Here is a 26,576-nt window from a genome sequence, read left to right as displayed (position 1 = left end):
GCCTTCCCTGCAGCACGGCCGCAAACCTCGCTCGATCGGCGCCCTGCCTCTCTTGTCGACACGCAATCATAACCCTCTGTGACCACACAATTTCCACTGAGATCACGCCAGCATGATGTTACGCGAAACGAAATATGAAATTTTTGCGAGGAAGATCCAATATCTGATATTTCATAATTCACTAACAATGAAATAAATGTTTTCTTTGCAGCATCTGAACCGTATCCTATTACAGGAGCCACACATGGCCATCGATCCAACCCGTTTCTGTATCAACCGTAAAATTGCGCCCGCGCTCTCACTTGAAGCCTTTTTCCAGTTAGTTCAGCGACTGGGTTTGAGCAAAGTGGAACTGCGTAACGATATGCCGGGCGGCAAGGTCACCGATGGTCTTAGCGCATCGCAGCTGCGATCGCTGGCGGATAAGTATCACATCGAGATCGAGACCATTAACGCGCTCTATCCGTTTAACCGCCCTGATGACGCGCTGTTGAGCAAAGCCGAAGCGATGTTGCAAGAAGCGAAAGCCATTGGAGCCAAAGCGCTGGTGATGTGCCCATTGAACGAGGGTATTGCCATCGCACCAGAGAAAACGCTGGAGGCGTTGCAGATCCTGGCACCGCGCTTCGCTGAATACGGTATTCAGGGGCTGGTTGAGCCGCTGGGCTTCCCGGTGAGTTCACTGCGCTCTGCGGTGCAGACGCAAAAGCTGATTAAGCAGGCGGGCGTGCCGTTTAAATTGCTGCTGGATACCTTCCATCATCACCTTTACGAGAACGCCGAGCAGGAGTTCCCGCAGGAGATTGAGGTGAACCAGATTGGCTTAGTGCATCTCTCAGGCGTGGAAGACACCCGCCCAACGGCGGCACTGACGGATGAAGAGCGCATTATGCTGAGCGACCGCGATGTGCTGAACAGCGTGGCGCAAGTGAAGCGTCTGGAGATGCTGGGCTATAAGGGCATTTACGCCTTTGAGCCATTCTCCTCGGAGCTGGAGAAGTGGGGCGCGAAAGAGATTGAGCGCGAGATTCGCCAGAGTATTGAGTTGCTGCAAGCCTGATTTATAACGGCGGCCGAGGGTGTGTGCCGCCGTTTCCCCTACCCTTATCTGTGTCCATAACAAGACACACTTTGTTAGTGTTGGCCTCGGTCGGAGGCCCTTTTTTCCATCCTCGTCATATTTTACGTCATAGCTGCGTTGGCCGCGTTTGTGCGCCCCAGTCACTTACGGACGTAAGCTCCTGAGGACTTACAAACTTGCCGCCTTGCTCTGACGTAAACTATTTAGAGGATGCCTGAGCGATTTAACAACGTTTGCACACCTCAATCACTTACGGACGTAAGCTCCTGAGGACTTACAAACTTGCCGCCTTGCTCTGACGTAAACTATTTAGAGGATGCCTGAGCGATTGACATGAATAATTTGAGGATGCCTTATTGATTGAAAATTAGGCATTTTCCTTGATCTCCACGCCCGTTTCTTGTGGCAGCCGCTTCATCATGCGTAGCGTGCAGAACAGCGCCAAACATACCAGCAGCGCAGTCAGCAGATAGACCAGCGACACCCCGGCGTAACTCATGATAAAACCCGCAATCGGTCCGGTGATACCTAGCGACAAATCCATAAACGCCGTGTAGGTCGCCAGCGCGCTGCCCTGGTTCTGCTGGGGCACCACTTTCACCGCCACCACACCAATCGCCGGGAACACCAGCGAGAAACCTGCACCGGTCAGAAACGCACCCATTTTCGCCATCCACGGATCGAACGATCCCGCCACCAGAAACAGTCCAACCGCTTCGACGGCAAAACAGATGCTGGCGACGCGCAGGCCACCGAGCTTATTAATCGCATTGGGGAACAGCAGACGCGTACCGACAAAGGCGGCGCTGAACATCGTTAAGGCAAAGGCAGCACCATCCCAGCCCTTATCCTGATAGAACAGGGTGATAAAGGTAGCGATCACGCCAAAACCTGCTGATCCCATCGCCAGAATCAGGCCAAAACCGTAGATTTTGCCCAGCACATCGCGGAACGGCAGCGGTTTGGCTTTGCTGCCTTTCACTGGCGCACGCGGCAGCGCCAGCGCAATCGCCAGCAAGCAGATGGCGATAATAATGCCTGAAAGCAGCAGTAAACCGCCGCTGCGGAAAATCACCACACCGAGCGGCGCACCGACCGCCATCGCGCCGTAGGTGACAATACCGTTCCAGGAAATCACCCGGCCAATATGCAGCGACCCAACGCGCGCCACACCCCACAGTGACGTGCCGGTGCCCGAGAAACTTTGCCCCACGCCCAGTATCACGCGCCCCAGACACAACAAAATCAGGCTGAGGACGCCCTGCCCTTCCGTCAGTGCCGAAAGCAGGATACAGATGCCGCTAATCAGGCAACCCACCAGCCCCAGCACCACGACCTTCTTCGGCCCCCACATATCAGCATAGCGCCCCGCATGCGGACGGCTCAGCAGCGTGGCGATGTACTGCAGGCTGATCACCAATCCCGCCCAAAAGGCGCTGTAGCCCAATCCGTCATGGACAAAGCCCGGCAGCACCGCCAACGGCAGGCCAATCGTGAGATAGCTGGCGAAGTTGAACTTCACAATGGAGAGGATCAGAAGATTCAGGCGAAGTCGGCCGTGTTCAGGGGCTGCGGCAGGCTGGTCAGGCATGAGTGATTGCGCTCGTGGGTGACTAAATATTTGTATAGAAGGCTAACTATACGCCTTTTCCTGCCGACTGCATCCGGTGATCGCCCTAATTTGTGGTCATCATTTCGTCATATCGCCCACTTACACTCGCGCCCATCAAATCCCAAAGAGGATACACAATCTGATGCTGCTCCTGATTTGCTGTCAGGCGCGCGTGCCGCAGTGCCACTCCTTTGCCGGAGGTGGCCAGTGACGCATGCCGTGCCTATCGAACTGAAAAATCTCAGATGGTCAGTGAATAACCTGACGATTCTGCACGATCTCTCCCTGACCATTCCCGCAGGCGAAATCCTTGCGCTGCTCGGCCCGAGCGGCTGTGGCAAAAGCACGCTGCTGAAACTGCTGGCGGGCCTGTTGCAACCCACAGCAGGCGAGTTGTGGATTGGCGATCGTTACGCTGCCTCCGCGCGTCATTGCGATGCGCCGGAAATGCGCAACCTCGGCATGGTTTTCCAGGATTACGCTCTGTGGCCGCATATGACCGTAGCGCAAAACGTCGCTTTCCCGTTGCGCATGCGCGGTGTGAAAAAAGCGGCGGCACGTGAACAGGCCGATGCGGCGCTGGCGCAGGTCGGCCTGGCTGATTTTGGCGATCGCAAACCCGCGTTGCTCTCTGGCGGACAGCAGCAGCGTGTCGCCCTCGCCCGTGCTTTGGTTGCCAAACCGGCGATTTTGTTGTTCGACGAACCGCTCTCCAATCTTGACCGCGACCTGCGTGAAACCCTGGTGCACACCATGGCGGATTTACTGCGCAGCGCGGGCATTACCGCTGTTTATGTCACGCATGACCGCGAGGAAGCCAACACGCTCGCCGACCGCATTATTCACCTGGCACAGGGCCAGATTGTTTCCGTTACTCACCTCTCAGGGGACCGCAATGCCATCTCTCAAGTCAGTTAAAACAGGAGCCATCAGCGCGATGATTTTGACCTCCGCTATGATGATCAACGATGCCCAGGCACTGACGGTGTACACCGCCGGTCCGGGTTCGCTATCAAAAAGTCTGGCCACCGGATTCGAAAAGCAAACCGGTATTAAAGTGAATATCTTCCAGGCCACCACCGGCAAAGTGATGGCGCGTCTGGAAGCCGAACAGGCTAATCCGCAAGCCGATGTGCTGATCTCTGCCTCATGGGATACCGCTGAAGATCTGCAACATCGTGGCTGGCTGTTGCCGTACGAAAGCGCCAATGCCGCTAAAGTGCCGGATCAGTTCAAAACGGCCAACTACGTGGCACAGGGCATTTCCGCGCTCGGCATCGTGTGGAACACCAAGAGCGGCACGCCAGAGCCAAAAACCTGGCAGGATCTGACTGCACCCGCGTTTAAAGACAAAGTCACCACCCCCGATCCGGCACTCTCTGGTGCTTCACTCGATCTGCTGATTGGCCTGCAAAACAGCGAGGGTGAAAAAGCCTGGCAGCTGTTTGACCAGTTAAAAGCCAACGGCATGGTGATGAGCGGCCCGAATGCCCAGGCGGTGACGCCAGTATTGCAGGGTGCGAAAGCGGCGGTGTTTGGTGCAGTGGATTACGTCACCTATAACAACATTGCGCAGGGTGAAAGCGTCAAAGTGATCTTCCCGGAAAACGGCACCGTGGTGGCCCCGCGTCCGATGATGATTCTGAAAAGCAGCCAACATGCCGATGATGCGAAGAAGTTCGTCGATTATGTGCTGTCGGATGAAGGCCAGGAGCAGGTCGCGAAGGCCTGGTTGATGCCTGCACGTACCGATATCAAAGCCCAGCGTCCGCTGTTCACCGAGATCAAACTGCTGCCCGCCAATAGCGATGGCAGCAGCGAGCGCTCGGCGGTGCTGAAGCGCTTTGGCGCTCTGTTCGGACAGTAAATGATGTCGCGTGCCCTGAATGGATTGATTCTGCTGGCGCTGATGCTGCTGGTGGCACTGCCGCTGCTGTTTATCGTGCTACAGGCACTGTTTCCACAGCTTGGCGAGGGGAACTGGAGTGGGGCTTTCAGCGCGTTACCGGCGCTGTTTGAAGATCCCCAGCTGGTTCCGATGTGGCTGGGCACGCTGAAAATCGGCGGCGGCGTGGCGCTGTGCAGTTTGCTGCTGGGCTTACCGCTCGGCGCGCTGCGCGGCCTCTTCCGCCTGCCGGGTGCGGCAATGTGGGATCTGTTATTCCTGATCCCCTTCCTCACGCCGCCCTATATCGTGGCGCTGTCATGGACGCTGGCGCTGCAACGCAACGGCTATTTTGAGCAACTCATCGGCATCAACTTTGATAGCCTGCTGTTCAGCAGTACCGGTATGACGCTGGTGATGACGCTGAATATCTTCCCGGTGGTCTACTTTGCCGTATCGCGTTCATTGATGGCGAGCGGTCAACGCCTCGCCTGGGTGGCTCGCGTGCACGGCGCATCAGCCTGGCGCGCTTTTGCCCAGATCACATTGCCGCTGACACTGCCAGCGTTAGCCGGTGGCGTGCTGCTGGCATTCACGCTGGCGATTGAAGAATTCGGCGTGCCTGCGGCGCTCGGCACTCAGGCGCATCTGACGTTGATGACGGTCGGTATCGAAACCAAACTGGCGGACTGGCCAATCGATTTACCGGGCGCGGCATCACTCTCGTTGATGCTGAGCCTGGTGGCGCTCACCGCCTGGTTCCTGCAACGTAAACTGACCGGCAGCAGCGATGTGACGGCCGTTAACGGCAAACCGGTGGTGCAGGAACTGGCTGAAGGCGGACGCTGGCTGCCGCTGATGTTGCTGCCGTTTATCCTCACCGTTTTACTCGCCGTGGTACTGCCGCTGGGCGCAATGACGCTGAGTGGATTACTGAATACCCTTTCCGGCGGCCTGCATCTGGATAACCTGACGCTGCGCCACTTCGGCGCGCTGTTCAGTCAGCAAGGGGATGCGTTAGCGGCCTTCTCCACCAGCATTGGGCTGGCGCTGGGCGCAGCACTGCTTACTGGGCTGCTCGGTTTCCTGATTGCCTGGCGCGTGTCAGAAGGAAAAACGCGCCTGCTGGCGATGATGGATGGCCTGGCGTTGCTGCCTGCCGCCATGCCCGGCGTGGTGGTCGGCGTCGGGTTGATTCTGCTGTGGAACCGCGGCTTCTGGCCGGTTTCCCCTTACAACACAATGTTTATTCTGCTGCTTTCCTACAGCTGCCTGCTGCTGCCTTGGCCGGTACGCTATGTCAGCAGTGCGCTGCGCCAACTGGCCCCCACGCTGGAACCGGCGGCGCGCGTGCACGGCGCGTCACGCTTACAGGCGCTGCGCCTGATCGTCCTGCCGCTGGTCGCACCGAGTCTGCTGGCCGCGATGATGATGGTGTTTGCCGTAGCATCGCGCGAACTGGTGACCTCGCTGCTGCTGGCACCCGCCGGGACGCAAACCGTGGCGATTTTTATCTGGCGTCAGTTCGAGCAAGGTTCCGTGGGTCAAGGGATGGCGATGGCCACCGTGACACTGCTTGCCAGCCTCACCCTGATGCTGGGCGCCACAGCGCTAATGCAACGTCAGGGGAAATAACACACTGACGTTTCGCTTATTCCTAAATAAACAATCACTTACTTTCATTCAACTACACTCTCCTGAGCCATTGATGACTCAGGAGAGTAAATGAACAACCTGCCCCAGGAAAAAATTGGCCAGAACATGCTGGTCAAAATGGCGATGCTGGTGATTATTCTGGCGGGCATCCGTGCTGCGTCAGAAATTCTGGTGCCCTTCCTGCTCGCCAGCTTTCTGGCGATTGTGCTGAATCCACTGGTCACCCTGCTGATGCGTCGAGGCGTGCCACGTGGTCTGGCCATCACTGCGGTGATCAGCGTTATATTTATCGTCATCCTGTTGTTGGTTGGCGTGATGGCCAGTTCGGCCAGTGACTTCAGCGACACCTATCCGCAAATCCGCAGCATGCTGGAACAAAAGCTCGGCGTGGTGCAGCACTTTGCCGCTCGCTTTCATATCAATGTCTCCACGGAAGCCTTAGCCGCCCGGCTCGACCCGAATGTGATGATGGATATGGCCACCACGCTGCTGAAACAGTTTTCCGGTGCCATGACCAACGTGCTGCTGCTGATCCTCACCGTGGTATTTATGCTGTTTGAAGTGCGTCATCTGCCGTACAAAATGCGTAACGCGATGGTCAATCCGCAAATCCGCATCGCCGGACTCCATAAAGCGTTCAAAGGCGTGACCCACTATCTGGCGCTGAAAACCCTGGTCAGCGTCATCACCGGGCTCGCGGTATGGCTGGTGCTGGAATTGATCGGCGTGAAATTCGCGCTGTTCTGGGGCGTGGTGGCGTTTATCCTCAACTTCGTGCCCAATATCGGCCCCATCATCGCCGGCATCCCGCCGTTTATTCAGGCTCTGGTGTTAAATGGCGTCTACGATGCGCTGTTCGTGGTCGCGCTGTTCAGTGCGATTCATATGGTGTTTGGCAATATGCTGGAGCCAAAGCTGATGGGGCGCGGATTGGGGCTCTCGACGCTGGTGGTGTTTCTGTCGCTGATATTCTGGGGCTGGCTGTTGGGGCCGGTGGGCATGCTGCTGTCAGTACCACTGACCAGCGTCACTAAGATATTGATGGAGACCACGCCGGGTGGCAGCCGACTGGCGATTATGTTAGGCAATGGCCGACCGGGATCGCGTCCGCGTTAATAGCCAGGGGTTTGCACCGCTACAGCATGTGCACATCAGCGTCGCGGCGAGAGGCTTCGCGCAGGTTGATGTGCACATTAGTGTAACGGCGCGATACATCGCGCCAGATTGGCGTTTATTGCGTGAATACGCTGTTATCCGTAATCGCCTGCACATCGACTTTGTTCGGCAAAATCTTCAGCTCGCTAAACAGATTTGACACCTTCTGCACTTTCGCCACATCTTCTGCCGTTACACCCCGAACGCCGTGTGAAATGCGCGGCGTAATCTTCTGCGCATCTTCCGGCGAGAGGCGTGTTAACTGGGCATAGACTGCGTTGTACTGCTGCGGGTGCTCCAGTGCCCATTCGCGGGCTTTGGCTAAACGATGGGTGAAATCGACAATCGCCGCCCGCTTAGCGGGATCGTCCAGCGAACTCTGCGTGGCAGTGACAAACGACAGTGCCGTGGTTAACCCTTTGCCATCGCGCAGCAGGCGTGCACCGTGCTGTTCAGCAATCCCCAGATAGGGATCAAACGTGGCCCAGGCGGCAATCTGCCCGGAATTAAACGCGGCACTGGCATCGGTTGGCAAAACAAACCGCACCGGCACCGTATCGCGTTTGACCTGCGCTTCTTCCAGCGCTTCATACAACAGATGCTGCGAAATGCTGCCGCGCGCCGATGACACCACCACTTCTTTTCCGGCCAGATCTTTTACGCTGTGGATTGGCGAATCCGCCGGAACGATCAATCCGTTCGAACCGGCATCGCCGACGTTGGTGGCGATGATCTTCAACGGCACGCCGCCGGACGCCGCCATCAATACCGGCAAATCTCCGGCGTAGGAGGTATCGACCGCACCCGCACGCTGTGCTTCAAACAGCGGTGCCGCCCCCTGGAAATTCGCCCAGCGATATTGATAGGGCGCATCTTTCATGACATCGGCGGCCTCAATCAGCGAACGCAAATTGCGCGCCTGATCGCCCAGCACCAGAGTGACTTTGCTCAAATCAGGCGCCGCCTGACTACTAAACGCCGCGCACAGCAACAGCGTCGAAACTACCGTTTTCAGCCATTTCATAAGGGATTCTCAGAGTGCGTTGCGGTTGAGCTGGCGGATGTAGGCATCCCAGTGCAGCTGATATTTGTGGTTACGGATGCTGTTGTCGAAGGCTTGCGCCGCTTTCTCGGATACCTCATCAGGCAGGATGATCAAATCCGCACCGCCCGACTGAGCCGCTAGCTGCGCCTGGCAAGCACGCTCCAGGTAGTAAAGGTTATAGAACGCTTCTTCAATACTGCCGCCGCTGGTCAGCAGGCCGTGATTGCGCAGGATTAGCGCATTAAGATCGCCGAGATCGGCCACAATGCGTTGCTGCTCATCAAGATCCAGCGCAATGCCTTCATAATCGTGATAGCCAAGGCGATGGTGGAAGCGCGTGCTGTGCTGCGAAATCATCAGCAAACCGTTGCGCTGCGCAGAGACACCAATGCCCGCCGCCGTATGCGTATGCAGCACGGCATGCGCATCCGGACGTGCACGGTGAATTGCGCTGTGAATCACAAATCCCGCGTGGTTAATCCCCAGCCCCGTCGGGTCATCAATGATGTTTCCGTCGATATCAATTTTCACCAGCGTCTCCGCCGAGATTTCATCGAAGGTTTGACCGAAAGCGTTAATCAGAAAATGGGGCTGATCGCCCGGCACACGCAGAGAAAAGTGGGTGTAGATATGGTCGGTCCAGCGCAGCCTTGCCGCCAGGTGATAGGCCTGCGCCAGCTTCACACGCGCCTGCCATTCGCCTTCGCTAATGCGTTGGCGCAGGGAAGCCACATCCAGGGTTTCAGTGCTCATTTTCGCTCCTCATTTCAGGTCAATATGCTTTCCCATCATCGTGGCACAGCGCTTTTCCCGCTGGGAAATGCCAATAACGGCAAAACATTGTCAATTAACGCAAAGCGACGCCGATATTTGACCTGAGTCAGCCCAGAGCAAAATCAAAACGCTAATATGCACGGCCCCTGGAAGTGTTATGCTGCTGACGCCGCAGCTTAGCCCTCATCTGCTGCTTAAAATGACCGAGGAAAGTCAGGTGCCACCGCAAAGAAAAAATCGCGATTTTGGCTGGCTGTTAATTGTCTGTGCCGGGTTATTACCACTGGTACTGGGCATCCTTTGTACGGCCATTGAAGCGCGGCACACGGTGAGCCAGCAGCAGATCTCCACCGCTAACTCCTTACTCACTCAAGCCGAAAAAATGAGTGATAACGCCTGGGATATGATCACCCAGCTGCGTCAGTACCATTATCAGCCTTGTGCGAAAATCGAGGATCAACTGCAGCGCGCTGGCACCCTCAACGCCTATTTCCGTTCCGTCGGTCTGTTGAGTGGCGAGAACATCAGCTGCTCATCGGCCTTTGGCCTGGTGCATGGCACCCTGACCCAGATGATGATGCAACCGCCGCCGATTACCGGTAAAGCCTGGTGGAGCATCTCCATTCGTGGCACTTACGGCGTGCCCAATCGACCCGCCGTGGTATTTGTGCGTCAACTGCCTGATAGCACCGGCTTCTGGGCGGTGATTGATGGTCAGTATCTGATGGACTTTATGCACGCGATTGGCGAGTCGCGTGGCTATCAGATGAGCATGCGCTTTAGCGGCGGCGCACCGATAACCAGCGGCCCGGCCGATATCGAACCCGAGCTGTATCTGAAAAGTGAGCCTTATCAGGCCGAATCCAGCCGCTATCCGATTAGCGTTAATGTCACCGTGCCCGCCTCCGAGTTGCTGAAAGCCTGGCGTCAGGCGCTGTTTATCTTCCTGCCGATGGCCGCGATTTTTTCTATCCTGCTGATGGTATTGACCGCCAACTGGCTGCGCCGCCGCATTTCGTGGGCCGATGAAATCCGCCGCGCGATGCGTAGCCGTCAATTCTCGGTCCATTACCAGCCGGTTTACAGCACGGAAATCGAGCGCTGCAAAGGCGCGGAAGCCCTGTTGCGCTGGCAATTGCCGAATGGTGAGATGATCCGTCCGGATATCTTTATCAGCCACGCCGAATCTGAAGGGATCATTGTGCAGCTGACCCAACATTTGCTGGATTTGATGGCAGAGGATATTCAGGGCTGGCAGGTCGAGCCCGGTTTCCACATCGGCCTGAACGTGGCGGCAGAACATTTGCAGCATGCCGATTTCGTGCAGGATATTCAGCGTTTTGCCCGCCGCATTAAAGACAAGCAAATGGTGGTGACGCTCGAGTTGACCGAACGCAGTCTGATTGATGACGGCGAACTGGTGGCACGCAAACTGCGGCATCTGCAGTCACACGGCATGAAGGTGGCGATTGATGACTTCGGCACCGGCCACTGCTCACTCTCGTATCTGCTGACCTTCCCGCTGGATTACCTGAAAATCGATCGCGGCTTTATTAACGCCATTGAAGGTCTGGAGGTAGAAACGCCGGTGCTGGATGCCATCATAAATCTGTGCCACAAACTCAAGCTGGATGTGCTCGGTGAAGGTGTGGAGACCTCGTTGCAGTTCGACTACCTGAAGCAACGTGGCGTTGTCTACATTCAGGGCTACTATTACGCCCGTCCGATGGATAATGACCGGCTTCGCGCCTGGCTCAATGAGCAAGGGCGTCAGCCACTTCTCGTTGAGGAATCCCATGAGCCTGAATTGCGTCATTCTTGATGATTACCAAAACGTTGCCCTGTCGCTGGCCGATTGGGCATCGCTGCAACCAACCGTACACACCACCGCACTGACCCAGCATTTTGACAATGAAGATGAGCGGGTGCGCCATATCGAACACGCCGATATCCTCGTTGTTATGCGCGAGCGCACACCGCTCACGGCCGAACTGATTGGTCGCTTGCCTAACCTGAAACTGGTGGTCACCTCCGGCATGCGTAATGCCTCGATTGATCTGCACGCCTGTGCCGAGCGCTATATCGCCGTGTGCGGCACCGCCAGCAGCAGCGCTGCACCGATGGAGCTCACCTGGGGTTTGCTGATTGGGCTGGCACGCCACATCAGGTTAGAAAATCAGGCAATGCGCAATAACGGGCCGTGGCAGCAAACGCTGGGGCTCGGTTTGCAGGGCAAAACGTTGGGCTTAGTGGGGCTGGGTAAAATCGGTGGCGAGATGGCCAAAGTGGCGCAGGCCTTTGGGATGCGCGTTTGCGCATGGAGTCAAAATCTCACCGACTCACGCGCGACCGAATGTGGCGCAGAACGGATGCCTTCGCTGCACGCCTTGATGCAAGCGAGCGATTTTGTCTCGGTGCACCTGGTGCTCAGCGAGCGCTCGCGACACGTGATCGACCACGCTGCACTGGCGCAGATGAAGCCAGGCGCGCTGTTGATCAACACCTCACGCGCCGCACTTGTCGACCAGCAAGCGATGATTGCCGCGCTGCAATCCGGTCAATTGGCTGGGGCCGGAATCGATGTGTTCGAACAGGAACCGCTACCTGCTGACCACCCGTTGCGCCATCTGCCCAATGTGCTGGCCACGCCGCACCTTGGCTATGTCGCCGACAGCAATTACCGCACCTACTTCACGCAGGCAGTGGAAGATATTCAGGGATGGATAAGCGGCGCACCACTGCGATCGCTACTCTGAGCGACGGCGTTTTTCGGCGATACGCAGCGCCACTTCCAGTGTGTCATCCGCCAGCGTGACTGGCGGGCGCTGGCCATTCAGGCGCTGGTTAATACGTTCTAAGGTCGGCGTCAGCTGTCCCACCAACTGCTGATACTCATCAAGCTGGGTAATGGGTTGATTACGCGCGATACTGGTTTGCGTCAGGCGTTGCAGCTGCCGCAAACTCTCGGCCGCCTGGCTGGTGAGCAATCCCGCCTGCCGCCAGGTTTTCAGGCGTTTCAGCAGTTCATCAGGTTGTTGGGCCAGTAATGCCAATTGGGCATCGGCACGTTCACCGCAGTCAATCCAGCCAATCGGTGCCACAGGATCGGTAAACGTTCGCCGTGCATCAGGCGCATAATTGATAAGATTCTTTTCTACACTGTCAATTTGCGACAGCCAGGGATTCTCAAACAATCGGGCGTTTTTTCTCGACATGAACACTCCACCTGAGCCAGGCGGCAGAGTATTACCGAATGATGACAGGCTGGCAAGCAAAGCTTACCGCTTCGCTTAATGATAAGAATTTCTTATTTATTTGCGCAACAATCAGGTATAGCAATCAAGCCGCCACTTGTCAGAACAATGGATTAATCAATCAGCGATGCGCAGTTGATATCGCTGATAATCATCAAAATTTTCTCCGCGTTTTTTTCAGAAAAAAATAAATGACACCCTTTGCCACCCTTTTGATGCATTCCTGGCTGAAACGCACGCATTACGCGGCCTGACGCGCGATAACCAGGATTTTATAAGCTGCGTTTCCCCCCTCATTCCGCCAGAGTTTTAGCCAAAAAATAGCCAGTTGCTGGCTGAAACATGACAAATATCACACAAAATCGGTATACTCTGTCGCGGGACGTAATCATTTCGCCCCTAATTATTACCGTTGCTACGCCGGATAAAGTCCTCTTTCACGGCTATGCTTAAATCTTCTCAACGCCGTGGACTGGCCACAAAATGTAGTCTGCAGCGTTGAGGATTTTTCGAATTCCAATACAGGGTTACAACATGAAACTACGTAGGAAGCGTGTAAAACCTATCGGGCTGGATGACGTCACGATTATCGATGACGCCCGTTTACGTAAAGCCATTACCGCTGCGTCTCTGGGCAACGCGATGGAGTGGTTTGATTTCGGTGTTTATGGCTTTGTGGCGTATGCGCTGGGTAAGGTGTTCTTCCCGGATGCATCGCCTAGTGTGCAGATGATTGCTGCACTGGGTACCTTCTCGGTTCCCTTCCTGATTCGCCCACTGGGTGGACTATTCTTCGGTATGCTCGGCGACAAATACGGTCGTCAGAAAATCCTCTCAATCACCATTGTCATCATGTCGATCAGTACCTTCTGTATCGGCCTGATCCCCTCTTATGCCACCATCGGCATCTGGGCACCGATTCTGCTGCTGCTGGCGAAAATGGCGCAGGGCTTCTCAGTGGGCGGTGAATATACCGGTGCCTCGATCTTTGTCGCAGAATATTCGCCTGACCGTAAGCGTGGCTTTATGGGCAGCTGGCTCGACTTCGGCTCCATAGCCGGCTTCGTGCTGGGTGCGGGCGTCGTGGTGCTGATTTCCACCGTCATCGGTGAAGCGAAATTCCTTGAGTGGGGCTGGCGTCTGCCGTTCTTCCTCGCGCTACCGTTAGGGATCATCGGTCTGTATCTGCGTCACGCACTGGAAGAGACACCGGCGTTCCAGCAGCACGTTGATAAGCTGGAACAAGGCGATCGTGAAGGTCTGCGTGACGGCCCGAAAGTATCCTTCAAAGAGATCGCCACCAAGCACTGGAAAAGTCTGCTGGCCTGTATCGGTCTGGTGATTGCCACCAACGTGACCTACTACATGTTGCTGACCTACATGCCGAGCTACCTGTCGCATAACCTGCACTACTCGGAAGATCACGGCGTGCTGATCATTATCGCCATCATGATGGGTATGCTGTTTGTGCAGCCGGTGATGGGCATGCTGAGTGACCGCTTTGGCCGTCGCCCGTTTATCATCATCGGCAGTATCGCGCTGTTCGCCTTCTCGATTCCGGCCTTTATGTTGATTAACAGCGGCGTGCTGGGGCTGATTTTTGCGGGTCTGCTGCTGCTGGCGGTGATCCTTAACGCCTTTACCGGCGTGATGGCTTCGTCGCTGCCGGCGATGTTCCCAACGCACATTCGTTACAGTGCGCTGGCCAGTGCCTTCAATATCTCGGTACTGATTGCCGGTTTAACCCCGACCTTCGCCGCGTGGTTGGTTGAAACAACCAACAATCTGTATATGCCGGCTTATTATCTGATGGTGGTCGCGGTGATTGGTTTGATCACGGGTATCTATATGAAAGAGACCGCCAACAAGCCGCTGCGCGGTGCCACACCGGCGGCGTCGGATATTGAAGAAGCGCGTGAAATCCTGCAGGAGCATCACGACAACATTGAGCAGAAAATCGAAGATATTGATGAAGAGATCGCTAAGCTCGAGGCGAAACGTAAAAACCTGGTGCAGCAGCACCCGGACATCAACGAGTAATCTTCCCCACTCCCGCCGCCCGGCGGGAGTTTTCGTTTCCGCACACAATCCTTCATCCCCGCTGGCGAAAAGGGGTAAACTGTTGTCACTTTTTTCACCAGCAAAAGTTGTACGAACATGTCTGAATTCAATCTTCTCCAACGTCCAAGAAGACTGCGCAAAAGCGCATCAATGCGTGAAATGTTCCAGGAATCCCACCTTCGTCTGAGCGATCTGGCCCTGCCAATCTTCGTTGAAGAAGGCGTGGACGATTACGTGCCGATTAACGCCATGCCGGGTGTGATGCGTATTCCTGAGAAACGTCTCGCCTATGAGATTGAGCGTATCGCCAAAGCCGGTATTCGCTCAGTGATGACCTTCGGTATCTCGCATCACACGGATGCAACCGGCAGCGATGCATGGAATGAGAATGGCCTTGTGGCGCGTATGTCGCGTATCTGCAAAGACACCGTGCCAGAAATGATCGTGATGTCCGATACCTGCTTCTGTGAATACACCAGCCACGGCCACTGTGGCGTGCTGTGCGATCACGGCGTGGATAACGACCAGACATTAATTAACCTCGGCAAACAAGCCGTGGTCGCCGCGCAAGCCGGTGCGGATTTTATCGCCCCTTCAGCGGCAATGGATGGCCAGGTGAAAGCCATCCGTCAGGCACTGGATGCCGCAGGCTTCACCGATACGGCCATCATGTCTTACTCCACCAAGTTCGCCTCTTCATTCTACGGTCCGTTCCGGGAAGCAGCAGGAACGGCATTAAAAGGCGATCGTAAAACTTATCAGATGAATCCGATGAACCGCCGTGAAGCGATTCGCGAGTCCCTGATTGATGAAGCCGAAGGGGCTGATTCACTGATGGTAAAACCGGCTGGCGCCTACCTCGATATTCTGCGTGATATCCGCGAGCGCACTACTCTGCCGCTGGCTGCGTACCAGGTGAGTGGTGAATACGCGATGATCAAATTCGCCGCGCAGGCAGGTGCCATCGACGAACGTAATGTGGTTCTGGAAAGCCTTGGTGCGATTAAACGTGCCGGTGCTGACCTGATTTTCAGCTATTTTGCCCTTGATCTCGCCGAGCAAAAAGTGCTCTGATAATCGCTACGCTTGGCAATGGATATCGCTACCGTTGCCAGGCGGTTTATGCCTTTGTGGCAGTAAAACACCAGTGTTGTTGTACCCGAATAATTCAAAAGAAAGAGTAACGCGATGAAAGCACCTGCACTGCCTGCGGACGAGTCACGTCGTCTGGCCCAGTTACGTGCGCTCAACATTCTGCACACGCCTGCAGAAGAGCGTTTTGATCGTTTAACCCGCCTTGCTCGTCGTTTGTTCGGCGTGCCGGTTGCGCTGGTTAGCCTGCTGGAGGAGGACCACCAGTGGTTCAAATCTATCGCTGGCCAAAGCGCGGCGACCGCACCCCGTAATACGTCGTTCTGTGGCCACGCGGTCCTGCAAGACGATGTGATGGTGGTCGAAAACGCCCTTGAAGATGAGCGTTTCCACGATAATCCGTTAGTGAAAACCTCAGAGAATCCCGTGCGCTTTTACGCGGGTTGTCCGCTGCGTACGCCAGCGGGTGCCAAAGTGGGCACGCTCTGTATCGTCGACCACCATGCGCGCGAATTTAATGCGGATGACATGAATACGCTGCGCGATTTGGCCGCGATGGCCGAAGCAGAGTTGGTGGCGTTCCAGACAGCGACCTCGGATGAACTGACGCAAATCACCAACCGTCGCGGATTTATGACGCTGGGACAGCTCGCGCTGAATGAGTGCGAAGTCAGGCAACTCCCGGCCAGTCTGACCTTCCTCGACCTCGACCGTTTTAAAGCTATCAATGATACGCTCGGCCACCGCGAGGGGGATCGTGCATTGATGGATTTTGCGGATGCGATGAAAGTGAGTTTCCGCCACGCTGATATCTTTGCCCGCCTGGGCGGTGATGAGTTTGTGGTGCTGTTTAACGGCTTACAGCAGGCCGATGCCGAGGGCGTTTTGGCGCGCTTTGATCGTTTCCTGCAAAAGCAAACTCAGGATCTCGACCGCCGCTACGCACTGCACTTCTCATCAGGCATTGTGGAGTTTGATCCCGATCATCCGCTGTCGCTGGAACAGCTGCTGGAAGGCAGCGATGCGCGTATGTACGAAGCCAAAAACGGCAAAAAAAAGCAGGCACAGTAATGTCAGGGCGTGCATAAGCACGCCCATTTGCCACCGCATCTTACAATGGACGCGCCAGATCGCTAATCAGCGTCTGATTAAACTTCTGCGGCTCTTCCATCTGCGGCGCATGTCCCATACCTGGGAACTCAATTAAATGTGCCTCCGGAATCATCTTTGTCACCTGTTTGCCCAACACATTGTAATGACCTAACTGCGCTTTGACCGCAGCGGGAGCAATATCGCTGCCAATCGCGGTGGTATCGGCGGTTCCGATCATCAGCGTTGTCGGCACTTTCAGGTCTTTGAATTCGTAATAGACCGGCTGGGTGAAAATCATGTCGTAAATGAGCGCAGAGTTCCACGCCACCTTCTTGTGGCCTGGCCCGTTGTTGAGACCTGCCAGCATATCCACCCACTTGTCGTACTCCGGCTTCCACTGACCGCTGTAGTAAGTCGTCTGCTCATACTTTTTAATACCCGCCGCACTGAGCTTCAGTTCGCGCTGATACCACTGATCCACCGAGCGCCACGGTGCGCCTTTGGCTTTCCAATCCTCCAGTCCAATCGGGTTCACCAGCACCAGCTTCTGTGTCTGCTGTGGATACATCAGCGCATAGCGCGTCGCCAGCATGCCACCGGTTGAATGCCCGATAATCACTGCCTTAGCAACGCCAAGATGCGCTAACAGTTGATGGGTATTCAGCGCCAGTTGCTGGAAGCTGTATTGGTAATTGGCGGGTTTCGTCGAGCTGCAAAAGCCAATCTGGTCCGGCGCAATCACCCGATATCCCTGCTGGCTAAGCGCTTTGATGGTGTCTTCCCAGGTTGCACCACAAAAATTCTTACCGTGCAGTAATACCACCGTTTGACCATTAGCCTGCTGCGCGGGTTTGACATCCATGTACCCCATGCTCAGCGGTTGCTGCTGTGAGGAGAAATTAAAGTGTTCAAGTGGGTAGGGATACTGAAAACCTTCCAACTGCTCGCCATACACATTGGCCGCTAACGCGGAGGTGGTGGGTAGCGCAGCCATCGCCGTCAAAATCACGGCAAGTGACTGTTTTAGCGGGAAACGAAAAGCCATGCGCACTGCTCCTGAGCTATGAAAAAACCATCAGTCTGGCACGTTAATCGCCAGTGCGTATTGATGAGGTGTGCCAGCGCCACGTTTTCTCATACTGTTAAGCTCGGCAAAGCGATGGAAAATTTGAGTTAAAAATAACGGGCGTGATTACGCTAAATATTCAACATCGATTCAACAAAAGCGGCCTTAATTTCACTAAAAGCAAGACCAGCCTTGATGACAAATAATAAAACAGCCAATTCCTTATAAAACTTTACGTTAATCGGATGAATGGAAAGATTAATTATTTTACACTGTATCCAGTTAATGGAGGATCAAAAAGATGCCGCAAAAATACAACGAAGGGGTTATTGATTCGGTGACCAAATGGATTATGGACAATCTGGATCAGCGCTTAAGCATTGATGATATCGCAGTGAAATCGGGTTATTCTAAATGGTATTTGCAGAAATTATTTGCCCGCTATCATAATGAAACGCTGGCACGGTATATCCGTAAAAAGAAACTGGCATGCTGTGTCAGCGAGCTGAAATACAGCAACGCACCGATCATCAGTCTGGCCGTAAAATACCATTTTGAAAGCCAGCAATCGTTCACTCGCTCCTTTAAGCAAGTGATGGGTTGCACCCCACTCTACTGCCGTAAGCGTCAGCTGGGGAGCGAAGCCGAGCAGCAATTGAAAGAGAGCACTGATCCATGCGTGATTTGCCGTAAGCATGGATTTAACAGCAGTGAGAAAATGAAAGAAGTGAGAACGCCAGCGCTGCGCTCAGGTCAATTTCCCTCACGCATTGATTGTGTGATGCGTTAATAAGTCGCGTCACTATTTTTCTTTGCAGGATTTGCATAACAACGGATGGTTCGCCATCCGTTGTTAAGAATAGCCCTCATTGGCCACGCTGAAATATTCTTCTCATCAGATAGCCTGTCAAAATGATCCGGGAATAATTTTATCCGTCCTATTTTCAATGCATTCTTATCAATAGGTTGATTTACAAACCATTAATTCACACCCGACCACGAAATGTTTTCCGGTATTGTAACGGAGACGTATTCAAATTCTTTTTAAAATGTCGCCTTAACATTAATGGCGAAGAGAATCCGGCCTTTTCTGCGATCAGCTCAATCGGCTGGTCGGTTTTTTCCAAAAATCGCTGCGCCAATGCCAGACGCTGATTCACTAACCAATCACTGAAACAGCTGCCGGTGGTTTGGTTAAAACGGCGCGTAAAACTGCGACGACTCATCAACGCTCTCTCCGCCAACTGATCCAGCGTGAGGGCCTGCTGCAAATTTTCGGTGGCCCAACTGAGCGCCGACATAAATCGATCGTTGCCCGCCGAGTGATAGACCGGCTGCTCAATATATTGTGCCTGGCCGCCCTGCCGATGCGGCGGTACCACCAGCATGCGCGCCACACTGTTGGCCACATCCACTCCACACTGTTCACGCACCAGATGCAGGCAGCAATCGATACTCGCTGCAGTGCCCGCCGAGGTCACAATCTGCCCTTCGTCGATATACAACACGTCACGGTCAATCGTCACATCGGGGTAAAGCCGTTCAAAATCACTCATCCAACGCCAGTGTGTCGTGGCGCGCTGCTGATGCAGCAAGCCAGCGGCTCCGAGCACAAAGGCGCCAAGACACAAGCCAACAATCTGAGCCCCACGCTGGGCAGCCTGCTGTAACGCCTGCAACAACGCGGGCGGTGGCGCAACGGCAGGATCGCTCCAGCTGGGCACCACCACCATATCCGCTTCGGCCAGCATAGCCAGTTCATGCTCCGCGACAATCGAAAAACCGCTGTTGGTGCGAAGCGGACCGGCGTGGGTGGCACAGATCATTAATTGGTAGCAAGCTCGGCCATCTTCGCGTTCCGCCTTCTCAAACACCGCACAGGGAACGGAAAGATGAAACGGGATGATGTCGTCAAACACCACAATACCGACCTTAATGGGCGCATCCAGTTGCGCCATTTTTGGCGCAAAGTGAACGTTATTTGTCATGCGCAGTACTCCTTCACTTTCGGCACAATCGCCATACTGCTGTGCATCGGAAGTCACCCTGACTTCCCAATCAAAGAGATGATTAGTGATGAAAAACCTTTTTGCTTCAGGCACCTTAGCATTAGCGATGGCAATTTCAGGCAGCGCTATTGCCGAAGAACACAAAGCTGAAAATGCACCGACCATTCGTACCATGAGCGGTGCCACCGCCACCCCCCAGTTGACGGCCAATCAAACCGCGGTCATCGTGATTGATATTCAGAACGAATACTTCGCTGGCGGCAAAATGCCCATTCCAGACGGTATGAAAGCACTGCAAAACAGCAAGCGCCTGGTTGAGTTTGCACACAAGCATGGCATGCCGGTGTTCTTCGTCCGCCATGAAGGCGCGGCAGATGGCCCGCTGTTCGCCAAAGGCAGCCGCTTCGCTGAATTCCACAAGGATTTGCAGCCGGGCAAAAATGATCGTGTCATTACCAAAGCCACACCGAGTTCTTTCGTGGGAACCGATTTGAAACAACAACTCGACAGTCTGGGCATCAAGCAGTTAATTGTCACCGGTCTAATGACCCATATGTGCGTGTCGTCCACCGCACGTGATGCCGTACCGCTTGGCTACTCGGTCATTATCCCGGAAGATGCCACCGCCACGCGCGATCTGGCGACCTGGGATAACAAGGTAGTCGATCACAAGGTGCTGCAGCAGAGCGCATTGACAGGCGTTGCTGATGTGTTTGCCGAGATCAAAACCACCGACGCGGTATTAGCGCTGCCCGTGCATTAATCACTGCACTGCTTTACCCGGTAATAACTTTTCAGACATCACCTTGCGGCAGGACAGACTCTCCTGCCGCGCCTGCTGTTGCTGCTCCGCTGACAAATCCTGCCACACGCTTTGCAGATGTTCTGCCAGACCTGACTGGAAATGAATTTTCTGCAGCGCATAGTCCGAGTTGCTGCCTTCAATAATCTGTTGCATCGCCAGGGGTGAGTTGTCGCGCCCGTCATGGGTCAAGGTGCAGAACATGGCGATGTAATAGCCTTTATCTTCATCGCTATAGTGCGGCATCAGCCACCAGACAGCCGCGCTGATGACGATAAGCACGGGCAGAAGGAATTTAAGTTTGAACATGGAATCATGGGCCTGTTGGAAAAAACGCGGCGATCTTAACAGATTCATCGGTTAACAGCCCTTAAACACCCACGGCAACGGTACGGCAAGAGAACGCCGCCTGCGTATTCTCTTAAAGTAACGTTTTCAGAGTTTATTTATTGAGCAGTTCGGCGCTGTTTGTTAATTTTGAGCCACTTTTCGCGCCATTGCGCTTCATCGTGCCCGCTGTCACAGGGCCAGTTTTTCGCCCTAAAGCGGCAGAAGCTGGGATAGCGGCCGACAGGGTTACAGGAATGATCATGTCCAACCATAAACTTAAAATGCATTTGATTTCGCTGGCGTTGCTGGCGGAAAAAAAGCTGACCACACGCAAACGCCTTCCCGCCTATCACGCCGCAGCCGAACAGGATATTAACCTGCAGGGTCGTGCTAATCCGCCTGCGCCCATTCCGCGTCAGGTTTGGATGTACTGGGAAAGTGAAAAGCTCCCGGCTGAAGTCCAGATTTTTGTCGATAAGATTGCCCGTGAAAACCCTGGCTATGCGTTGACGGTAATCAACAATCTCAATCTGCATGACTATTTACCAGACCTGAAGTTTGTCCACGCGGGGATGCGGGCTTCGCACAAAAGCGATGTGATTCGCCTGGAGCTGCTGCATCGTTATGGCGGAATCTGGATGGATGCCACCATTATCCTCAATCGCAGCCTCGATGAGCTGTTAGCGGTGAATGCGGATGAGCGTTATGACCTGGTGGCTTTTTATCGCGAGGAATCCACCCGCGATCGCGCTTATCCGGTTATGGAATCCTGGTTTCTCGCCGCGCCGAAAAACAATGCCTTTATCGGCCGCTGGCTGCACTGCTTCCGTCCGATTGTGGAGTTAGGCTCTGAAGCCTTCTTCCAGCAATTATTGGCGCTGCCGAACTACGACACAATTCTGCAGGGCATCAAGACGCCGGATTATCTGGTGGTGTATATCGCTCAGCAGCAGGCGCTGCGGGAAGAGAATCACTACAACTTCTACTTACGCAAAGCGGAAGCCGGTGCGTTATTGTATCAAACGCTGAGCGGCTGGCGTCCGGTGAAGCTGAGCCGCATGCTGATGGTGGACGCTTTACCGGAGGTGTTGCCACCGGTGTATAAGCTCACCAGCTTTGACCGCAAATATATCGCGACGCATCTAAAGTACGGCGTGGTCAACAGCGATAGCCTGCTGGGGCAAGTATTGCTGCACGACCAGCCGAAAAACCTGACACCTGCAGTGACGCCGTTACGCAGAGCCAGGCATTAGCGCTGCAACCTCAGCATAAAGCTGAACCTCGTACACTGGCGTCGCCTTTGATGGCGACGTGATAACTCACAGCGCCTGCGCACACGCCCAGGCTGAACTCCACGCCCACTGGAAGTTGTATCCGCCGAGCCAGCCGGTGACATCCACCACTTCACCAATAAAGTACAAACCGGGCACATCGCGCGCTTCCATGGTTTTGGAGGAGAGTTGCGTGGTATCGACGCCGCCCATCGTCACTTCGGCAGTGCGATAACCTTCAGTGCCATTCGGCTGCACGCGCCACTGATGCAACGTGATGACCAACTCGGCCTGCTGCTTGCTGTTGAGCTGCTTCAGCGTCACATCCGGGATCTGCTTCAGCTCCTGCAACACTTCCACCAGACGCTTCGGCAGGATTTTCGCCAGGCTGTTTTTCAGGCTGAGATTCGGATGCGCCTCGCGCTGCACGTTGATGAATTCTTCCAGCGAGGTTTCCGGCGACAGGTTAATGGTGACAAACTCACCCGGCTGCCAGTAGCTGGAGATTTGCAATACCGCCGGACCCGACAAACCGCGATGGGTAAACAGCATCGCTTCTTTAAACAGCGTGCCATCCTGCGCGGTGATGGTGGTGGGCAATGACACACCCGATAAGGTATGCAGCTGCTCAAGCAGTGGCTTATGCAGCGTAAACGGCACCAGGGCTGCGCGCGTCGGGAACACTTTCAAACCAAACTGCTCGGCCACTTTGTACCCGAATGGTGTCGCGCCCAGACCCGGCATCGATAAGCCACCGCTGGCGATCACCAATTTCTCAGCCTGCACCTCGGAGCCATTCAGTTGCAGCCTGTAGCCGTTTTCATCGCGCGTCACGCTCAGCACTTCACTGCGCAAGCGCAACGTAACCTGCCCGTCTTCGCACTCTTTTAACAGCAAATCCACGATCTGCTGCGCCGAATCATCGCAGAACAACTGGCCGAGGGTTTTCTCGTGATACGCAATCTTGTGGCGATTCACCAGATCGATGAAGTCCCACTGGGTGTAACGCGCCAATGCCGACTTACTGAAATGCGGGTTGTGCGAGAGATAGGCGGCCGGTTCGGTGTACATATTGGTGAAGTTACAGCGGCCACCACCGGACATCAGGATTTTACGTCCCGCCTTTTTGCCGTTATCCAGCAACAGCACACGACGACCCAACTGCCCTGCCTGCGCCGCACAGAACATGCCGGCAGCGCCTGCACCTATTACGATAACGTCAAACTTGTCCACAGTGCTTAATCCACATAATTGAAAGGCGGTGATTGTAGAGATCTGCGGCATTTCGCGCCAGCGTCAAAAAAATGCCGTAAATGTGTCATATTGTAACTCACTTATTTTTCAGTCTTTTTACCTTGTCTGATGGGGTTTGTGGCAATTTTAAGACAAAAAAGGACTATATTTTCCTTTCACATCATGCGGGTTGTCGCCGATAATGCGCCGCGTTCATGTCCTCCAAAAAATGGCGTAACGTTTATGCTACATCTGTTCGCTGGTCTTGACCTCAGTACCGGCCTGTTTTTGGTTATCGCTCTGCTGTTTGTATTGTTCTATGAGGCAATCAACGGTTTCCACGACACTGCTAACGCAGTCGCTACCGTCATCTATACCCGCGCGATGCGGGCGCAATTGGCAGTTGTGATGGCGGGTGTTTTCAACTTCTTAGGCGTTTTGCTGGGCGGCTTGAGCGTGGCTTATGCCATCGTGCATATGCTGCCAACTGATTTACTGCTGAATGTGGGTTCCGCGCACGGCCTGGCCATGGTGTTCTCCATGCTGCTGGCGGCGATTATCTGGAACTTAGGTACCTGGTATCTGGGTTTGCCTGCGTCCAGTTCTCACACCCTGATTGGCGCCATTATCGGTATTGGTCTCACCAATGCGCTGATGACCGGCACCTCGGTGGTTGATGCCCTCAACCTGCCGAAAGTCATTAATATCTTCCTGTCACTGATCCTGTCGCCGATTGTCGGCCTGGTGATTGCGGGCTCGCTGATTTTCATCCTGCGTCGTTACTGGAGCGGAACCCCTAAACGTTCGCGCATCCACATGACACCGGCTGACCGTGAAAAGATCGATGGCAAGAAGAAGCCACCGTTCTGGACGCGTATTGCCTTGATCGTTTCGGCGATTGGCGTGAGCTACTCCCACGGTGCGAACGATGGTCAGAAAGGCATTGGCCTGATTATGTTAGTGCTAATCGGTGTTGCGCCTGCGGGTTTCGTGGTCAACATGAATGCCTCAGGTTATGACATCACCCGTACTCGCGATGCGGTGAATCATCTGGAACAGTATTATCAGCAGCACAGCGATTCACTCACCCATATCGTCCAGATGGCGCCGCCTGCGGTGCCAACGCCGGAAGAGTCTGTGGGCGGGCCGCATGAGTTCCATTGCGACAGCAGTCGTGCGCTGCAGGCTATCAATCGTGCACAAGTGTTGCTGACCAATCTGAACAGCTATGACCAACTGACGGTGGATCAGCGCAGCCAGATGCGTCGCCTGTTGATGTGCGTCTCGGACACGGCCGATAAAGCCGCGAAACTGCCAGAGACCACTCCGGACGATAAGCGCTTCCTCAATAAGCTGAAGGGCGATCTGCTGGGCACCGTGGAATACGCACCAATCTGGATCATCATGGCGGTGGCATTAGCGCTGGGCATCGGCACCATGATTGGCTGGCGTCGTGTGGCAACCACCATCGGTGAGAAAATCGGTAAGAAAGGCATGACCTACGCGCAGGGCATGTCAGCACAGGTGACCGCTGCGGTGTCGATTGGGGTTGCCAGTTATACCGGTATGCCGGTTTCCACCACGCATATCCTGTCATCGTCCGTTGCCGGTACCATGCTGGTGGATGGCGGTGGCTTGCAGAGCCGCACCATTAAAAATATCGCCATGGCGTGGGTGTTTACCCTGCCGGTGTGTATTGTGCTGTCAGGTTCGCTCTACTGGATCGCGCTGAAAATTATCTAAGCTGCTATCAGCAAACAAGAGGGCGACGGTTCAACACTGGTCGCCCTTTTTTATTGCCGCTGTTTAGTGCCAGATCGCCAGACCAATCAGGCTCACCACCACCAAAAAACAGAGCCCGCTGGTCAGGACAAACTGCCTGCGTACGCGCTCGCAGCGGCGAATAAATTCGTCGTCGTGATGATCGCGATAGCGTTTATCCCAGATATAACGCACCAGTCGCACCTGCTTGCTCGGCTGACCATGAGACGTGAAGAAACCCGCCCCATCCACATATTGATACAGCAGCGGATCGCAACCGCGCAGCACAGCCAATAGCGAGCGCAAAGAAGAGAAGTAGCGCGCCATATTCACCAGACAAACCACACACAGAGCCCAAAAAAGCGCGATAGTGCTGATCATGTTCCCCTCCCAGCTGGAGCCGTAATGACGTCGAAGGCAGCGGGGAAATGCTGTAGACGCCCCACGGGAAATTAACCAGCCACAGATGAATCGAATTGCATTGTTGTTATGCGAACCCGAGCGCGTCACCCAGACGGCAGTGGCACTCATTTTCAGTGTAGGAGATCTGTTCAATTTTTTTCCAGCGATGATTTTCGTTCACCGCGAGTGAAAATTGCGATAGCGCTTGATCTTCCTCACAAGCGAGCCGTGGATTGCAGCATTTGTTAACAACTCTGGCTATACTCAGGTCATAACAACAGAACGCCTGCAGGGCATAAATTGTGGTTGGTGGCGCTTCATCGCTGTTTCGCGCAAAGGATTTCGCTCGCCGAGCGGCGGGAATTCAGGTAGCCCCAGAATCTTGAGAAGGAGTTTTATCATGGCTTATAAACACATCCTGATTGCAGTAGACCTTTCCCCGGAAAGCCAGTTGCTGGTTGATAAAGCCGTTTCACTGGCCCGTCCTTATGATGCAAAAATCTCGCTGATCCACGTTGATGTGAATTACTCAGACCTCTACACCGGGCTGATTGACGTCAATCTGGGCGACATGCAGAAACGCATTTCTGAGGAGACGCACACCGCGCTGAAAGAGCTTTCTACCAACGCCGGTTATCCGATCAGTGAAACCCTGAGCGGCAGCGGCGATCTCGGCCAGGTGCTGGTGGATGCGATTAAGAAATACGATGTGGATTTGGTGGTCTGTGGTCACCACCAGGATTTCTGGAGCAAGCTGATGTCATCAGCGCGCCAGCTGATCAACACCGTGCATATCGATATGCTGATTGTGCCGCTGCGTGACGAAGAAGACGAATAAAAACAGGGCCAGTAATGGCCCTGTTTTTTTGGTAGCGGCGTAATACATGAAGTGAACCCCTTAACCTGGACAGTTATAACATCGCCTGTTGGTACTGAGTTCGGTATTGTACCGGACTCAGTCCACCTAACCCCGTCTTGATCCGTTCGTAGTTGTA

At 54.5% G+C, this 26,576-nt stretch carries 26 protein-coding genes; 15 read left to right on the top strand and 11 right to left on the bottom strand.

Annotated elements, in window-relative coordinates:
• Positions 1–244 precede the first annotated feature (244 nt).
• Positions 245–1,060: a TIM barrel protein gene (locus WFP70_RS14870; RefSeq protein WP_058960626.1), complete on the top strand. Its 816-nt coding sequence runs from the start codon at positions 245–247 to the stop codon at positions 1,058–1,060.
• 388 nt (positions 1,061–1,448) lie between these two features.
• On the opposite strand, the gene WFP70_RS14865 is transcribed toward WFP70_RS14870, so the two are convergent.
• Complete coding sequence (locus WFP70_RS14865; protein WP_337023726.1) at positions 1,449–2,672, bottom strand: MFS transporter; 1,224 nt, start codon at positions 2,670–2,672, stop codon at positions 1,449–1,451.
• A gap of 228 nt (positions 2,673–2,900) precedes the next feature.
• On the opposite strand from WFP70_RS14865, the gene WFP70_RS14860 reads away from it, so the two are divergent.
• From WFP70_RS14860 to WFP70_RS14845, 4 genes are all read left to right on the top strand, one after another.
• Positions 2,901–3,611 carry an ABC transporter ATP-binding protein gene (locus WFP70_RS14860; RefSeq protein ID WP_337023727.1) on the top strand — a complete coding sequence of 237 codons (711 nt, stop codon included), beginning with the start codon at positions 2,901–2,903 and terminating at the stop codon, positions 3,609–3,611.
• Positions 3,589–4,560: an ABC transporter substrate-binding protein gene (locus tag WFP70_RS14855; RefSeq protein ID WP_182056821.1), complete on the top strand. Its 972-nt coding sequence runs from the start codon at positions 3,589–3,591 to the stop codon at positions 4,558–4,560. Before WFP70_RS14860 ends, WFP70_RS14855 begins: the two co-directional genes overlap by 23 nt.
• On the top strand, positions 4,561–6,213 hold the full coding sequence (locus tag WFP70_RS14850; protein WP_337023728.1) for an ABC transporter permease: 1,653 nt from the start codon (positions 4,561–4,563) through the stop codon (positions 6,211–6,213).
• Between the two features lie 90 nt (positions 6,214–6,303).
• Positions 6,304–7,350, top strand: a complete 1,047-nt coding sequence (locus tag WFP70_RS14845; protein WP_337023729.1) for an AI-2E family transporter — start codon at positions 6,304–6,306, stop codon at positions 7,348–7,350.
• A 115-nt stretch (positions 7,351–7,465) separates the two neighbouring features.
• Here WFP70_RS14845 and WFP70_RS14840 read toward each other — a convergent pair whose 3' ends face one another.
• Together WFP70_RS14840 and WFP70_RS14835 are read right to left on the bottom strand one after the other, a co-directional pair.
• Positions 7,466–8,413: an ABC transporter substrate-binding protein gene (locus tag WFP70_RS14840; RefSeq protein ID WP_337023730.1), complete on the bottom strand. Its 948-nt coding sequence runs from the start codon at positions 8,411–8,413 to the stop codon at positions 7,466–7,468.
• Between the two features lie 9 nt (positions 8,414–8,422).
• On the bottom strand, positions 8,423–9,187 hold the full coding sequence (locus WFP70_RS14835; protein WP_160868882.1) for a class II aldolase/adducin family protein: 765 nt from the start codon (positions 9,185–9,187) through the stop codon (positions 8,423–8,425).
• Between the two features lie 238 nt (positions 9,188–9,425).
• Here WFP70_RS14835 and WFP70_RS14830 point away from each other — a divergent pair, with 238 nt between their 5' ends.
• Complete coding sequence (locus tag WFP70_RS14830) at positions 9,426–11,030, top strand: EAL domain-containing protein (protein WP_337023736.1); 1,605 nt, start codon at positions 9,426–9,428, stop codon at positions 11,028–11,030.
• Positions 11,005–11,964, top strand: a complete 960-nt coding sequence (locus WFP70_RS14825; protein ID WP_034819735.1) for a D-2-hydroxyacid dehydrogenase family protein — start codon at positions 11,005–11,007, stop codon at positions 11,962–11,964. Before WFP70_RS14830 ends, WFP70_RS14825 begins: the two co-directional genes overlap by 26 nt.
• Here the strand turns inward: WFP70_RS14825 and WFP70_RS14820 are convergent.
• Positions 11,956–12,423: a hypothetical protein gene (locus WFP70_RS14820; RefSeq protein ID WP_337023731.1), complete on the bottom strand. Its 468-nt coding sequence runs from the start codon at positions 12,421–12,423 to the stop codon at positions 11,956–11,958. The genes WFP70_RS14825 and WFP70_RS14820 overlap by 9 nt on opposite strands.
• Positions 12,424–12,996: 573 nt before the next feature.
• Between WFP70_RS14820 and proP the strand changes: the two genes are divergently transcribed.
• From proP to WFP70_RS14805, 3 genes are all read left to right on the top strand, one after another.
• Positions 12,997–14,502 (top strand): glycine betaine/L-proline transporter ProP, encoded by a 1,506-nt coding sequence (gene proP / locus WFP70_RS14815; RefSeq protein ID WP_034819744.1) that lies wholly within the window; start codon positions 12,997–12,999, stop codon positions 14,500–14,502.
• A 117-nt stretch (positions 14,503–14,619) separates the two neighbouring features.
• Positions 14,620–15,597 carry a porphobilinogen synthase gene (gene hemB, locus WFP70_RS14810; RefSeq protein ID WP_034819746.1) on the top strand — a complete coding sequence of 326 codons (978 nt, stop codon included), beginning with the start codon at positions 14,620–14,622 and terminating at the stop codon, positions 15,595–15,597.
• Between the two features lie 114 nt (positions 15,598–15,711).
• Positions 15,712–16,686 (top strand): GGDEF domain-containing protein, encoded by a 975-nt coding sequence (locus tag WFP70_RS14805; protein ID WP_034819748.1) that lies wholly within the window; start codon positions 15,712–15,714, stop codon positions 16,684–16,686.
• Between the two features lie 40 nt (positions 16,687–16,726).
• On the opposite strand, the gene WFP70_RS14800 is transcribed toward WFP70_RS14805, so the two are convergent.
• A complete protein-coding gene (locus WFP70_RS14800) occupies positions 16,727–17,752 on the bottom strand; it encodes an alpha/beta fold hydrolase (protein WP_337023732.1) in 1,026 nt (341 codons plus the stop codon).
• 322 nt (positions 17,753–18,074) lie between these two features.
• On the opposite strand from WFP70_RS14800, the gene WFP70_RS14795 reads away from it, so the two are divergent.
• Positions 18,075–18,563 carry a helix-turn-helix domain-containing protein gene (locus WFP70_RS14795; RefSeq protein WP_058960638.1) on the top strand — a complete coding sequence of 163 codons (489 nt, stop codon included), beginning with the start codon at positions 18,075–18,077 and terminating at the stop codon, positions 18,561–18,563.
• A 196-nt stretch (positions 18,564–18,759) separates the two neighbouring features.
• Here WFP70_RS14795 and WFP70_RS14790 read toward each other — a convergent pair whose 3' ends face one another.
• Positions 18,760–19,761: a GlxA family transcriptional regulator gene (locus WFP70_RS14790; RefSeq protein WP_160833796.1), complete on the bottom strand. Its 1,002-nt coding sequence runs from the start codon at positions 19,759–19,761 to the stop codon at positions 18,760–18,762.
• Positions 19,762–19,849: 88 nt separating this feature from the next.
• On the opposite strand from WFP70_RS14790, the gene WFP70_RS14785 reads away from it, so the two are divergent.
• On the top strand, positions 19,850–20,545 hold the full coding sequence (locus WFP70_RS14785; protein WP_097119398.1) for a cysteine hydrolase family protein: 696 nt from the start codon (positions 19,850–19,852) through the stop codon (positions 20,543–20,545).
• Here WFP70_RS14785 and WFP70_RS14780 read toward each other — a convergent pair whose 3' ends face one another.
• Positions 20,546–20,893 carry a hypothetical protein gene (locus WFP70_RS14780; RefSeq protein ID WP_034820073.1) on the bottom strand — a complete coding sequence of 116 codons (348 nt, stop codon included), beginning with the start codon at positions 20,891–20,893 and terminating at the stop codon, positions 20,546–20,548.
• A 133-nt stretch (positions 20,894–21,026) separates the two neighbouring features.
• The gene (locus tag WFP70_RS14775) at positions 21,027–21,176 is read right to left on the bottom strand and encodes a hypothetical protein (RefSeq protein ID WP_155287940.1); all 150 of its coding nucleotides are present in this window, start codon (positions 21,174–21,176) and stop codon (positions 21,027–21,029) included.
• On the opposite strand from WFP70_RS14775, the gene WFP70_RS14770 reads away from it, so the two are divergent.
• The gene (locus tag WFP70_RS14770; protein WP_034819759.1) at positions 21,175–22,167 is read left to right on the top strand and encodes a glycosyltransferase family 32 protein; all 993 of its coding nucleotides are present in this window, start codon (positions 21,175–21,177) and stop codon (positions 22,165–22,167) included. The two genes, WFP70_RS14775 and WFP70_RS14770, sit on opposite strands and share 2 nt — an antisense overlap.
• Before the next feature lie 66 nt (positions 22,168–22,233).
• On the opposite strand, the gene WFP70_RS14765 is transcribed toward WFP70_RS14770, so the two are convergent.
• Positions 22,234–23,418, bottom strand: a complete 1,185-nt coding sequence (locus tag WFP70_RS14765; RefSeq protein ID WP_337023733.1) for an NAD(P)/FAD-dependent oxidoreductase — start codon at positions 23,416–23,418, stop codon at positions 22,234–22,236.
• Positions 23,419–23,661: 243 nt separating this feature from the next.
• Between WFP70_RS14765 and pitA the strand changes: the two genes are divergently transcribed.
• Positions 23,662–25,161, top strand: a complete 1,500-nt coding sequence (gene pitA, locus WFP70_RS14760; RefSeq protein WP_337023734.1) for an inorganic phosphate transporter PitA — start codon at positions 23,662–23,664, stop codon at positions 25,159–25,161.
• A 63-nt stretch (positions 25,162–25,224) separates the two neighbouring features.
• Here pitA and uspB read toward each other — a convergent pair whose 3' ends face one another.
• Positions 25,225–25,560 carry a universal stress protein UspB gene (uspB, locus tag WFP70_RS14755; RefSeq protein ID WP_058960644.1) on the bottom strand — a complete coding sequence of 112 codons (336 nt, stop codon included), beginning with the start codon at positions 25,558–25,560 and terminating at the stop codon, positions 25,225–25,227.
• A 421-nt stretch (positions 25,561–25,981) separates the two neighbouring features.
• On the opposite strand from uspB, the gene uspA reads away from it, so the two are divergent.
• A complete protein-coding gene (gene uspA / locus WFP70_RS14750) occupies positions 25,982–26,419 on the top strand; it encodes a universal stress protein UspA (protein WP_034819767.1) in 438 nt (145 codons plus the stop codon).
• A 73-nt stretch (positions 26,420–26,492) separates the two neighbouring features.
• On the opposite strand, the gene WFP70_RS26800 is transcribed toward uspA, so the two are convergent.
• Positions 26,493–26,576, bottom strand: an 84-nt coding sequence (locus WFP70_RS26800) for an IS3 family transposase (RefSeq protein WP_442956338.1), incomplete at its 5' end; no start/stop codon positions are given.

The organism is Pantoea sp. USMM079 (assembly GCF_037153115.1).
Lineage (GTDB): Bacteria > Pseudomonadota > Gammaproteobacteria > Enterobacterales > Enterobacteriaceae > Pantoea > Pantoea communis.
Note: the sequence above shows the minus strand (reverse complement) of the source record. Positions and strands in the feature narration are given on the sequence as shown.